Here is a 14,139-nt window from a genome sequence, read left to right on the forward strand (position 1 = left end):
AAGACAAAAAAAATTAACATATGTTAAGATTTCATTAATACCCTAAATTCTTTGTTAAGTATCTATCATTTTACGTTGATAGTTATCATTAACATATTAAAAATTAAAATATTAACAAAAAAACTTCAGATAAGATAAAGCTTAAATTTGTTAAAAATGTTTTAATTTCTATTTTTGAGGAGAATCCATCCTTTATAAACTCTCTGATCCCCTGCTGAGATTACAAACCAATATGCATCAGTATTTAAACTTCTTGATTGTATCTTGCCATCCCACTTAAACTCTTTATTACTCACTTGCTGATATACTAAGTTTCCAAACTTATCAAACACTTGCAAAGTAGAATTATCATTAAACACATCTAATCCTGAGAGCACCCAATAATCATTTATACCATCACCATTTGGTGTAAAAGTGTTTTGTAATGTAAAAATTTTACCTTTTCTCACATCGCTATAACAGTCAGAGTCTGCATACTTTACATAAAAATTATATTCTCCTGCTTTTAAGTTATAAAAGATATTACTGTCTTGCCAATTAATTAAATCCTTGGAGTAAACAATTTTTCTTCCCGAAGTTCCTTCAGCTTTTACAATGTAATAATCATCTTGTCCTGTTAATGATATGATTTCTGGTGTATCTATATTCAGGATTTTAAAAGTTGTAGTATAGGTACAATTAGAAGAATTGGTTAATGTTAAGGTATAAGTTCCTACTGTTCTTAATCCTGTAAGATAATTTTTATCAGACCCTTCTACTATTGTTCCATCTGGAAACTTCCAATAATAATAAATAGTATTTAACCCTGAAAAATCTGGTTTTATTTCTAATCCTACTAAATCATTTTTACAATAGTAATAGTCTGGTAAGCTAATAATAGGTGTTTTATTTAAATGAACATTTATGGTATAAAAACTCGGGCAAAGACCATCTTGAGAAACTTTTACAAAGAATGTAGAAATGCCTTTAGTTTCATCAAAAGAATAGGCGGCGGGATTTAGTATTTTATTCTGATTCTGCCACATATCACTGTTTTTTTCAAAATATTCGTAGGTATATGAAGAACTAAAATTATTTTCAAAAATTGTGAGATTTATTTGCTCCTTTTTATCATTACTTGTATCACAAATATTATCGATAGAGAATTGGTTTTGACTTAAAGTCAAAACACTTCCTTTTTTAAAATTTATTTCTGCAATGCTTCCGCAATTAGTTAAATTTTCTATATAAACCCAAATTTTAGAAATGTAAGGATTGATCTCAAAATTTTCAGGATTTTTTATTTCCTTTCCTGGAATACGGATATCCTCAGTACTTAAATAAAATTTATATACATTATTTACATCTGGATTTTGAACCATAGAATCCTTATACTTTAGAAGATTCACATCATAATACCCATCTAAGTTATTATCACAAATAGAAATGACAGAATTTTTTGCTTTTGTAGGGAAGTAAGATAATAAATTAATTGGAGCCACAGAATAGCAACCGTAGGTTTTTGATTGAAATCGTACATAAACAAAAGCATTTGCAGTATGGGTATGATATAAAGCATTTATTTCTCCTGTGCCTGTGCCAGCGTTTGCATCATCTTCATGTTCATAGTAGGTAATAATAAGATCAGATAAAGGCACAGAATTTAAGTTTTGATCATATAACTGAGGGGTAGATTCTGCTAAATCAAAATATTCACCAAAATTAAAATCATCATCACAAGCTTTTAAAGTTACCGTTTTAGAAAGTTTTATTGTAGGAAGATAATCTATATTGACAATGATTTTCGACACTGAAAAACAATCTGAATTTTTATATTTTACTTTTACATAAATTATACTTCCATCCTGCACTTCTATATTAGAAATATTAGAATAGGGATTAGAGAATGTATTATTTAGAGGATTGTATGTTTTGTAATAAGTAAAATCTACCAATTCATTATTTAAATTTATTTCAGCGGCATAAGAACTTAAATCTATATTTTCTTTTCCATCTGCGTTATTATCACAAATGTCTTTAAGGTTTATTGTTAACTCAGAAAGAACATCTGGAGTTTTCACTAAGGTAAAAGTAACAGGTATGATAAGTAAACAAGTTCTTATAGTAATTCTTGCATAAACCATTTGGCTAGAAGTTACATTAAGAGATTTAATATCTGTTCCTGAGACATTAGCTATCGCTTGTGCTTCTGTATTAAAATATAAAACTTTTGAACCACTTTGATTATTGACAAGTCTTGCATAAGCACTTAAAGTAACAGTTTCCAAGTTATCATTCTTAAAATCACAAACATTAAACTGATCTTTATTTTTAACTAAATGAACCAGATAAATTTTTATGGGTTTTATAACATAACAATTATCTCCATTATTAAATCTTACATAAAAGGTTTTAAGAATGAAATTTCCATCATCTTTAATAATCTGATTAGGAGAAAGCATATTTGCTGGCAAATTATCTACCGCATCTTGGTTGCTCGCAAAAAAGAAAGGTCCTGTTATATTACTAGAAGGACTAATAAGCATTTTATTAGCAATGTCTAAAAGATTTACTTCAATATCTTCGGTACCATCAAAACAAATATAAGTGTCTACTTCTCTAAGTTTTATGGTCCCAAAAACCACATCCATATTGATTTCTGCAATGGAAAAACAACCCCCAGAAAACTCTACTCTGGCATAGACTTTATACTTACCTTCTACTATTTTAGTAAGACCTGACTGGTCTAAAGATGCATTCAGTGCCTCATCGTAAGTATTAAAAACTCGAATAGAAACTCCTTGCTCTGTAGTGACTTTATCTTTTAAAAAAAATGCCCAGTCAAAATCCTCTACTCCATCATTATTGAAATCACAAATTTCTACTTGAAGATTTAATGGTGATGTGACCTTAGGTGGAGAAGAAAAATTAATGGTTATAGGACCAAATACATTGGCACAATTATTTCCTACGAGTCTTACATAAAACTGTGTCCCATTTGTTAAATCATATGCTGTAATAGAATCTATATTATCTACTGCATTTCTATAAGATAAAAAATAGGAAATTTCGCCTTGAAAATCTACCTCAACCAATTTTTCATTTAAATTACTTAACGAATAGTCATTTTCTTTTCCATCATTCCATAAATCGCAAACGAGAACCTGATTTGTGAGAATGTTTTGATGAAAAAACTGTAAAGAAAGATTGGTGGTCCTACTACAATTACTATTATTCTTATTAGAAATTCTTACTTTAATATCTTTAGAGGCATTAATCGTAAACGGTGTATTTTCATCTAAAACTTCATTAGTTATTGCATCTATAAATTCAAAATTAAATTTTGAAATATCATTAGAGGTAAGAAATGCTTTATAGTCTGATAAAACAATTTTTACTCTATTATTACATATCGTCTTAATATACTCTTGTACAGCAGGATAATCTGGAGAAAACTTGAGATCAATCTCATCTGTAAAATTAAAACTTTCCCCATTACATATGGTATAAATAAAATCTAATTTATAATTTGTATCTTTTGCAGGACAAACTATTTGATCTTTAGATGTACCAATTAAATTCCCATTTGCGTCATACCAAGAAAAACTAGGTACTACATTTTCTCCATCAGGACTGAATAGCCAAGCTTCATTTTTAGCTTCCCATAAACCAGTATTTCTGTTGGGAACTGCCATTCCTGAATCTCCTAATTCATCATTTATTCCTATAAGAGAGTTTTTAAACTGTGCCAATTCACAAGGAAAAGGTTTATTCTCCACGAAAACCTCTATATTATTACTTCCTTCTGAGAGTACTATTTGTGAGGTAGATGTTAAATCATCACATCCAGACATTCTCCCTTTATAAAAATTAATTACAAATTTTCTAAAAGGCGCATTACCAATTACCGAATAATTAATTTCCGAATCATCTGATAAAGAAAAATACATATCTTGTAATACTCCAAAAATTGTAGATTTGGGCAAACTTGAGCTCGGCAAAGCCTCAGATATATTAGGTGCATTTGCTTGATTTGCTTGGTTGATATCAAAACTTATCATTCCATTAGAACCTATTACTAACTTATTATAAGCTTGACCATAAAAACAAAACTTAAATGGTAAATTAATAATTCCTGAAAAAGAATCGTCTAGATTATCTTTTATAACTACTTTATTTGTAACAGAATATGGTGTATAATTAATAGAAGATACAGCGTATTTATTAGTAAGCTTAAAAGAAGGATAATTAGCTTTCAAAAGAACACAATTATCGCTCACGAAAGGATAATCACAATCGATAATAACATTTTGTTCATTTCTAATATCAGATATATAGAAATCTGATTGATTCTGGGACTTAAAAAAACCAATACTAGACAACAAAATTGTAATAACAGATATAAAATGACATCTAAATCTCATTAAAGTTCATTTATATCCAAATATAATAAATTATAGTTACAAAATCAATAAAAAAAACTGAGATTTTTCTCAGCTTTTCTATTTTCTTTCATAATATCTTGCTCCCACTAAAACTGGGCTTTCTTTTTCTACTTTTACCAATCCAAAACCTTTCCAATCTGGATTCACAGAAGTACTGAGTTTTTTTCGGTGGAGATTTTCATACGTGTCAAAATCTATTGCTCTGCGCTGATTCAGCACTTCGAAAATATTCCATTTTTCTACTACAGATTTCCAATTATCACCTATTTTCCCAGCAAAAACTTTAGATTTACTTCCGCTTCCGTAGGCTAAAAATCCTAGTTCTTTTCCGGCTAAATCTTCCCCATTTTCATAAGAAACTTGAAAAGCAGAAAGCAATGCCATAAAAATAGAAGCGGTGTACATATTCCCAATTTCTGAACTTGCACGTTGCGTAATTTCTATTTTTTCGGCAACTAAATTTTTATATTCATCGGTTTGAGCGATGGCTTTTATATCTTCAGAAGTGGTGGCATTCATTCCGTTTTCTATCCCAAAAATCTCAGTAAATAATCTCTTCCCGTGGAATGCATAAGGAAGGTGGAAAATCAGAAATCGCCAATTTTCATAAGGTTTTTCTCTTCCACTTTCTTCTTTGTAATGTTGGTACGCTTCTCTAATTCTATCTTGGTAACATTGATTAGAATATTGACCGTCAAAAACAGGTTCATCTGTAAAAATCTCTACTTTTTCGGCGAAACTGTGTGGTAAATTCTGCACCAAATCTTTAGTCGTTTCTCTTCTTGGTTTAAAGAAATCAAAAACGCTTTCTGTAGCGACTCCAAATTTATTTTCAATTTCCAACAATGTAGGATTTGCCGAAACCAAAACTGCAACTGCACCACCACCTTGCGTATATTCTCCAGTAGAAGCCAATTCATATTTAGCATAATCAGAAGCAATTACAATTGCTTTTTTCTCCGGATTCGCTCTTACAAAATCAAGAGAATTGTGCAGCGCATCTACAGCACCTACACACGCAAAAGTCATATCTACTACATCACAATTTTTGAAACATCTCGCTCCAAATTCTTTTTCTAGCTCTTTTTCTACCATTTGCATGGCATAAGTAGCGGTAGGTTTTGCAGCATCTAGCGCAGATTCTGTTCCTAGATAAATTCTAGAAATTTCTTTGGGATTTATTTTATAATCTTGTATGAGTTTTAAAAGTGCTTCTGCGGCAAAAGTGGCTGCGTCTTCGTGTACATCGGGAAAAGCCATCCTCTTCAGTCCTAAACCTTTTTCTAATTTTGCAGGTTCTATTCCCCTTTTTTCGGCTAAATCCTTAATTTCTAAATATAAACTTGGCACAAAAAAACTTGCCGCTTCGATTCCGATTTTCATCATAATTCCTCAATTTTTGTACGAATTTAACGAGTTGAAATTTCCTGACAAAAGAATTATACTAAGAATTTTGTTTTTTATTTTAAATCTAAATAATTTTTAGCATCAAAAAAGCCCTTTTTACAAAAAATGTAAAAAGGGCTTCAATTTATTAGAACAAATTAATTAGTTGCTGTAAGAAGTAATCGCTTTATTCAGCATTTCTATTTGTGTATTTAGACTGGTGCTGGAAGGATTCTCTCTGAATAGTTTCATCTTTCTTTCTAAACCTTTTTTCAGCATTTGAACAATCATCATTTTGGCTTGTACATTATCGCCAATTTGACTTTTCGCTTGTCCTAAAACTTTCGTAAGATTATGTACTGCTTTTGTATTATCAGAATCCATAATCCAATTGAAACCTTCTTCTGCAGGTGCTGCTAGTTTAGGATTTTGAAACCCAATAAAAGGATAAAACGCTACAAGAGAGGCAATATTTGGCATTTGAGCAGTGATTTTATTTTTTACAATCACCGGCAAAAGTGTCATCACTAAATCTTCCGAAGCGCTTTCCAAATCTATTTTTTCGGCATAATTTACTACTTTTTCAGGAGCAACTTGAGCAATTCCGGAAAGTGAATTTCCTTTCACCGAATTAGAAACTGCATTGATTCCTTTTTCAAATAATGGTAAATATTTAGGGTTTTTAGTTTTTGCTAAAACACCGATTGCAGCTCCTTTTACCAAATTTTTCTCATCATTTTGCGCTAATTTTTCTACATCTGCCAAAAATGATTTCGGATCTTCTGGTAAACCTTCTAATGCTAACAATCTATTTCTGTAAAACTTATCTTTCAAAGCTGCTGCATATAACTTGTCTGCAAATGGATTTTTAGAAACTTGGTCTTTTGCTTCTTCTATAGCCGTGTATTTGCTGTACAAATCTTTAGCAGTGGTGTATTGTAGATATAATTGTTCTGGGGTTTTGTCTTGTTTAATATCGCTGAGCAATAAACCTTCAGGATTTGCATTAATCAATTCAGGATTTTTAGTCACATCAAAAACGAAGTCATTTTTCGCTTTTGCCGTTACCCAAAATTCTTTTCTAGAAATTTTACCATTTTCTAAAACATCAATCGACAATGGAAACTCAAATTTTTCTTCTTGTGTCTGAGCAACATTTATGGTGACTTGTTTTTTCATCGGGTCAAAAGTAGATTTTACTTCTAACTTAGGATAACCTTTCCCGAAATACCATTGATTAAAGAACCAGTTTAAATCTTTCCCAGAAACTTTTTCTAGAGAAAGTCTCAGTTGATGCGCTTCTCCAGTTCCGTATTCATTGGTTTTAAGATAATCTGAAAGTCCAGCGAAAAATGCATCATCTCCCAAATAATTTCTTAGCATGTGCAGAATTCCGCCACCTTTATTGTAAGAAACGCCATCAAACATGTCTTCTCTATCGGTATAATTAAATCTCACCAAATCTTTACCAAAATTTTTGGGGTCTGCTTTAGAATTTCTAAGAGATTTTAATCTTTTATAATCGGCTTCGTCTTTTCCGTACTTGTATTCGTTCCAAAGATATTCTGAATAATCTGCAAAACTCTCATTTACCGTAAGATTACTCCAACTTTCTGCGGTTACCAAATCTCCGAACCAATGATGGAATAATTCGTGAGCGATTACATCTTCCCACTTATTTTCGTCTGCTAAATCACCCGCTTTTTGCTGTGCAGATTCTTCGTGTATCACTGCAGTAGTATTTTCCATAGCACCAGAAACATAATCTCTACCTACAATTTGAGAGTATTTAGCCCAAGGAAAATCATAGTTTAATTTTTTAGAAAAGAACTCTATCATTTCTGGAGTATTCCCGAAAATTTGTTTTGCATACGGTTCGTATTCTTTTTCTACATAATAATCTACGTCTATATTTCTCCATTTATCTTTAATCACGGAATATTCTCCTACTCCCATGAAAAATAAATAAGGAGCGTGTTTTTTGTCCATTACCCAATGATCCGTTCTCAGGTTTTCTCCTAAATTTTCAGAACTTTTTAAAATTCCGTTAGAAAGGGTTACATATTGTTTAGGAACCGTCATGTAAATTTCCTGTGTGGTTTTCTGATTTGGCTTATCTATCGTAGGAAACCAACAAGAAGAAGATTCTGTTTCGCATTGAGTCCAGATTTGTGTAGGTTTATCTGCATCTTTCCCTTGAGCATTGATGAAATAAAGTCCTTTCGCATCATTAATGGCAGCAGAGCCTTTTTGTTTTACTTCATTTGGTCTCGCTACATATTTGACATAAACCGTATAATCTTGATTTTTTTGGTAAGTTTTATCCAAAGAAATTTTTAGAATATCTTCTTTATAATCATATTTCAAAGGAGTTCTTGCACCATTTTTCTCTAATGCTACCTCATTAATAATCATTCCTTTAGCATCTAAAACCAATTCATTAGAAGCATAAAAAAAAGGAGAAGCGGTAATCCAAGCTTCGCCGTTCATTTGTTCTTTTTCAAAATTGAAATTCACACGCAATTTGGTGTGTTTCAACTCTGTAGATTTGGTATGGGTAGCTCTGTAAACACCAGTTCTGCCAGAAGTTTCGGTTTGCGCAAAAGTGAAATTGTCAGTAGAAAAAAGCCCTAAAAATAAGGCTGCAATGAGTAGTTTCTTCATTTTAATATTTTGTATTTCGGTTAATTAGTCCCATTTATGTACTCTTTGTTACGTATAAAAACTTTGCCAAAGTTAAAATTATTCTCAAATTAACTTTGGCAAAATCTTAAAAAAAATCAAAATTTACTCTCTAAATCTTAGAGGAAATAAATTTCGATTCTCAAATATTTAATGAATTTAAAATTTAAATTGCAACTGGTGCTTTAATTCCAGGATGTGGATTGTAATTTTCTAACGTAAAATCTTCAAAATCGAAATCAAATAAATCTTTAATTTCTGGATTGAGTTTCATAGTTGGCAATGCTCTCGGTTCACGAGAAAGTTGCAATTTTACCTGCTCAAAATGGTTGTTATAAATATGAACATCTCCAAAAGTATGCACATAATCACCCACTTCTAAACCACAAACTTGCGCCACCATCATACAAAGCAACGCATAACTCGCAATGTTAAAAGGAACGCCCAAAAATACATCAGCACTTCTTTGATACAATTGCAATGACAATTTTCCATCTGCTACATAAAACTGAAATAATGCATGACAAGGCGCTAAAGCCATATTGGGAATTTCTGCTGCATTCCAAGCAGAAACGATGAGTCTTCTAGAATCTGGATTTTTCTTGATTTGCTCTACTACTTCTACGATTTGGTCTACCACTTTTCCATCTTTGCCTTCCCAAGTTCTCCATTGTGCTCCGTAAACTGGACCAAGATTTCCATTTTCGTCTGCCCATTCATTCCAAATGGAAACACCATTATCTGTAAGATATTTGATGTTTGTATCGCCTTTTAGAAACCACAACAATTCATAAATAATAGATTTCAAATGTACTTTTTTGGTCGTTACCAAAGGAAAACCTTTAGACAAATCATATCGCAGTTGGTAACCAAAAACACTTCTGGTTCCCGTTCCTGTTCTGTCTGTTTTATCGGTTCCGTGGTCTAAAATATGTTGGAGTAAATCGAGGTAGTTTTGCATAATGGTTTCAATATTCTTGGTTCTAAGTTCCGAGTTGACTTCTACAAATTAATGAAATTTTTACCAAATATTTTTGATGAAATGAGTTAAGTTATTCACAATGAATGCATCGCCTTCTTTTTTACCATTCATCGCTTTTGCTAAAGGAGATTCTGCTGAAATGATGAATATTTTTTCTTGGTTAAAACTCAACTCGCCTAAAGAAACTGCAATGAAAAATTTGCCTTTATCTGTTTCCACCAAACTTCCTAAATTGACGGTTTTATGAGAAATAGTCTGAATATTTTTAAGAATCTGTTGAGATTTCAGCTGTTCATTCAGTTGAAGTTGAAGATTATTAATTTCTTGCTGAAGCATTTCTCGGGAAGTTTCATACTTGTCTCCCATAGAACTTTTGGTATCATTATTAGAAGCTCTGGTTTCAGCAATGAGTTGTTCTAATTTCTGAATTTTTTCAGAAATTTTTTGTTTTACCAGTTCTAAAAGTTCAGCTTTGTTCATAATATAATTTTTGACTAAAGTCTAAATGAATTATTTATTAAAAAGTCGGGCTTTAGCCCGACTCTATTGATTTTATTATCACATCAAACATCCATCTTCTGATATCTGACAAATTTTTATTTCTCAAAAACAATATGTTCCCATTTGTACATTTCAATGGTAGGTTTCGTATCAAAATCTGTTGTCAAACCAGAGAAAATACTTTTGAATTTTCCTTTTATCGTTTCGTCTAAAATTTGCACTTTCAAATGTTGAGCATCTGATAAATTAAGGATTACCAAAACTTCATCATTTCCATTTTTTCTAAGATAAGCAAGAACTTGATCTGGAGCGCTGGTTTTCAAAATTTGGGTAGTTGCTTGATCATCGCCACCTCTCAATGCAGGATTTTTAGATTTAAGCTCGAATAATTTTTTGTAGAAATTTTCTAATTTATTTTCGCCATTCCAAGGAATTGGGTCTTTCTCAAAAAATTCTAATCTCTTATTTAACAATGGTAATTCTTGACCATTGTACATTAATGGAACTCCATTCCAAGTAGCAGAAAATACGGCTAGAGTTTTCGCCATTTCACCATACTTTTCATATTCTGTTCCGTTCCATGTATTTTCGTCATGATTGGTGGTAAACCAAGCTCTCATGCTTTTGTTTCCGATGGCAGAATATTGTGACAATAGATTCGTTAAATCTGTAAGTGGTAATTTTTTCTGATAAAATTCTTTGGTAAGATGCATCCATTTCCAGCTGTAACTTGCATCAAAAACTGTAGCATAATCTGGATTATCTAATTCATCATATTCTCCTAACCAAAAAAGTGGTTTTATGGTCTCAACTTCTGGTTTTGCTTGTTGCCAGAAATCTACTTCTACCCAAGAAGCTAAATCACATCTGAATCCATCAATATCCGTTTCTCTTACCCAATATTTCATGGCTTCAATCATGGCTTCACGCATTTTTGGATTCTTGTAATCAAGTTCTATAATGTCATCCATTCCAGAAGCGATTTGGAAATCGTTGGTTTTAGGATCCATCAAATAAAAATCCGGATGCGTTTTGGTCCAAACATGATCCCAACCCGTATGATTCGCCACCCAATCGATAATCACTTTAAAACCCATTTTATGAGCTTCATTTACCACACTTTTGAAATCTTCTAAAGTTCCAAATTCTGGATTGATAGAGGTATAATCTTGTGCAGCATATTGACTACCAAGTGTTCCTTTTTTATTTTTTTGAGCAATAGGTGTAATTGGCATAAACCAAAGTGTTTCTACGCCCATTCTTTTAAGTCTTGGTAATTCTTTTTCTACAGCTTTGAAGGTTCCTTCTTTAGAAAATTGTCTTACGTTTACTTCATAAATGTTGGTGGTGTGTTTCCAGTCAGTTGTCATTGTTTTCTGATTTTGTAAAGCGCTGCAAGAGATTAGTGACAAGCCTAACATTGCAGATAAAAATAGCTTTTTCATAGTTGAAATTTTAGCGAAACAAATGTAGTGATTGTATGCTAAAACCAATAAAAAATCCGGAAAACTTTTCCGGATTTTTATCATAAATTTCAATATTATTTAATCATCTTCCCCTCCATCATCGATGAAATCATCGCCAAAACCATCATCTTCGTCCTCGTCTTCTGTAGCAAACTCGTCATCAAAATCATCTTTAAAGTCTGCGTCTAAATCTCCAAAATCATCATCCATGAAAGCAGCAGCAACTGATGCTTTACCAGAAGCGCCACCAGATTTTCCTGGAGCCTTTAATGGAACGTTACCAAATCTAAAAACAGTAATAGGATAATTTACGGCTGGTTTCTCGTCTATAATCTCTACCAATTCACAGAAAAATTCCCATAAATCGATTAGACCATACTGAAACTGCACTTTATCTCCTACTTCTTCGAAGGCTTCCATCAGGTAAACATCTGACATAATTTCTCCGTCACCATCATCGCTCATGTCTTCTAGTGGAACGGTTTTTACTTCCATTCCTTCTTCGTCTAGAATAGTGAACATAGACAATTCGTCACCTTGCAAACTGAAAGCACTTTTAATCCCGTTATGTAAATTCCAAAGGGTTTGCTTTTCTTTAATTTCAATATCTCTAAAAATATTGTCTTTTGAATCTAGAATTACTCTAATTTTATAAACCATATTTTACTTTTTACTAATATTTAGAAGCTAATTGTATTAAAGTATTTTTATTGATTTTGATGTTTAAAATTTCGGTTACAAAGATAAAACAAAAGAAACTTGACTTTCTAAAAAAATAAATTTTTATTCAAAAAAGTTTTTATTAAATTCCCAGCGTTTTCTGGTGCCAATATACAGAAATAATTAATACTACAAAGCTTTTTCTAGATAAAATGTAAAGAGCGTTCCTTCTAGATATTTGCTTTCTACAGTAATGCTTTGATGGTGAGCTTCTAGAATATGTTTTACAATGGCAAGACCTAGCCCAGAACCGCCGTCTTTACGGTTTCTGCTGGTTTCTACCCTATAGAATCTTTCGAAAATTCTAGGCAAGACTTCTGGCTTGATTCCCATTCCATTATCTTGCACGATAATTTTCACTTTTTCTTGCTCACTTTTGGTGATTACTTTAATCAAAGCTTCTTCCCTATTAGAATAATGAATGGCGTTTGAAATAAGATTGGTAAGTACTTGAGAAATTTTTTGCTTATCTGCTCTTACCACAATAGCAGTTTGCGAGGTCTGCAAAACTAATTTTGCAGATTTTTTATGCGCTTCGATTTCTAATAAATCGAAGATTTCTTTTGTTAAAGCATTGATATCAAAAACAGAATAGTTGATGGAAATTTCTGCGGCTTCGTATTTAGAAATCTGGTCTAAATCGGTGACGATGTTCAGTAATCGTTCTACAGAATTCCCGATGCGTTCTAAATATTTGTCTCTGATGTTAAGATTTTCTACCGCACCATCTTTCAGCGTTTCTACATAACCTTGAATGGAAAAAAGTGGCGTTTTAAGCTCATGAGAAACATTCCCGATGTATTCTTTTCTGTAATCTTCCATTTCTTTCATCATGTCGATTTCTGAAACGTTTTTTTGAATTCTCTCACCTAATTGTTGGAAATTTACATTTTCTTCTTCTTGAAGAATATTTTCGGGGAGAATATCAGAAATTCGCTTAATTTGTTTCTTTCCATAAGAATTAAAGAGTAATTCTAACACGAAATAATTAAGCAATGCAATAAAAACGAGACTGATGCTTAAATAAAAGTAAAAAGAATAAGTGTCTGCAATCACTTTTTCTTGCACATAATTGAAAGCCAAGGCTACAATTGCCATAGCACAAGTAAGAATACATGCTGCAAAAAGTGAAAGTCTATTGATTTTCATATTACATTTTCTGAGAAAAAGGTAGAATTACACTACTAATTTGTAGCCAATTCCTTTGAGAGTCTGTATAGAATTATCTCCTAATTTTTCTCTCAATCTTCTGATGTGTACATCTATAGTTCTCTCTCCTACAATCACATCATTTCCCCAAACTTTGTCTAAAATTTCTTCTCTTTTAAAAACTTTTTGGGTATTAGTAGCTAGAAGATACAACAAATCAAATTCTTTTTTCGGGAGTAGGAAATGTTCGCCGTTTTTGGTGACTTTAAAATTATCTTTATCAATCACCAAGTCGCCTAGTTCTATTAATTTAGACTGTTCTGCAACTTGTGTAGTGAGTTGTAAAAGTGCATTAACTTTAGAAATCAGCACTTTTGGCTTGATAATTTTTACAATATAATCATTAGCTCCTGCATCAAAACCTGCTAACTGAGAAAATTCTTCACTTCTAGCAGACAAGAAAACAATTAATGTTTTTTGAAGTTCTTTTATTTGACGCATTTCTTGGCACGTTTCTATCCCATCTTTTTCTGGCATCATTACATCTAGTAAGATTAAATCTGGGATAATTTCTTTGGCTTTTACGATGCCTTCATTGCCATTATTAGCTGTAAAAACCTGATATCCTTCTTTTTCGAGGTTGTATGACAAGATTTCTAAAATATCTTGTTCATCATCTATTAAAAGAATCTTTTTTCCTTTCATCTATACATTTTAACCTCTCAAAATTAATGAAAATTTACATTGGAAACACGAATATTTAAAACTTCACAATAATTTAACATAAAATAATTTTTGGTAAAGATTTATTAAAACAAAATTAATTTTT

General features: G+C 31.7%; 9 protein-coding genes. All 9 read right to left on the minus strand.

Going from position 1 to position 14,139, the window contains the following annotated elements; all coding sequences use genetic code 11:
- Positions 1–161: 161 nt before the first annotated feature.
- The 9 genes from QO190_RS09555 to QO190_RS09595 all read right to left on the minus strand — a co-directional run bounded on the left by QO190_RS09555 (position 162) and on the right by QO190_RS09595 (position 14,015).
- Positions 162–4,040, minus strand: a complete 3,879-nt coding sequence (locus QO190_RS09555) for a T9SS type B sorting domain-containing protein (protein WP_371463035.1) — start codon at positions 4,038–4,040, stop codon at positions 162–164.
- Between the two features lie 441 nt (positions 4,041–4,481).
- On the minus strand, positions 4,482–5,807 hold the full coding sequence (locus QO190_RS09560; protein ID WP_371463058.1) for a hydroxymethylglutaryl-CoA synthase family protein: 1,326 nt from the start codon (positions 5,805–5,807) through the stop codon (positions 4,482–4,484).
- Between the two features lie 165 nt (positions 5,808–5,972).
- The gene (locus QO190_RS09565) at positions 5,973–8,474 is read right to left on the minus strand and encodes a M1 family metallopeptidase (protein ID WP_371463033.1); all 2,502 of its coding nucleotides are present in this window, start codon (positions 8,472–8,474) and stop codon (positions 5,973–5,975) included.
- Between the two features lie 184 nt (positions 8,475–8,658).
- On the minus strand, positions 8,659–9,453 hold the full coding sequence (locus QO190_RS09570) for a thymidylate synthase (RefSeq protein WP_069797779.1): 795 nt from the start codon (positions 9,451–9,453) through the stop codon (positions 8,659–8,661).
- 60 nt (positions 9,454–9,513) lie between these two features.
- Positions 9,514–9,954 (minus strand): hypothetical protein, encoded by a 441-nt coding sequence (locus QO190_RS09575; protein ID WP_371463031.1) that lies wholly within the window; start codon positions 9,952–9,954, stop codon positions 9,514–9,516.
- 116 nt (positions 9,955–10,070) lie between these two features.
- Positions 10,071–11,420 carry an alpha-amylase family glycosyl hydrolase gene (locus QO190_RS09580; protein ID WP_371463029.1) on the minus strand — a complete coding sequence of 450 codons (1,350 nt, stop codon included), beginning with the start codon at positions 11,418–11,420 and terminating at the stop codon, positions 10,071–10,073.
- 99 nt (positions 11,421–11,519) lie between these two features.
- Positions 11,520–12,101: a hypothetical protein gene (locus tag QO190_RS09585; protein WP_371463027.1), complete on the minus strand. Its 582-nt coding sequence runs from the start codon at positions 12,099–12,101 to the stop codon at positions 11,520–11,522.
- A 189-nt stretch (positions 12,102–12,290) separates the two neighbouring features.
- On the minus strand, positions 12,291–13,310 hold the full coding sequence (locus tag QO190_RS09590) for a sensor histidine kinase (protein ID WP_371463026.1): 1,020 nt from the start codon (positions 13,308–13,310) through the stop codon (positions 12,291–12,293).
- 27 nt (positions 13,311–13,337) lie between these two features.
- On the minus strand, positions 13,338–14,015 hold the full coding sequence (locus QO190_RS09595; RefSeq protein WP_371463024.1) for a response regulator transcription factor: 678 nt from the start codon (positions 14,013–14,015) through the stop codon (positions 13,338–13,340).
- Positions 14,016–14,139: the final 124 nt, after the last annotated feature.

Origin of the sequence: Cloacibacterium sp. Arc13 (assembly GCF_041431305.1) — a bacterium.
Lineage (GTDB): Bacteria > Bacteroidota > Bacteroidia > Flavobacteriales > Weeksellaceae > Cloacibacterium > Cloacibacterium caeni_B.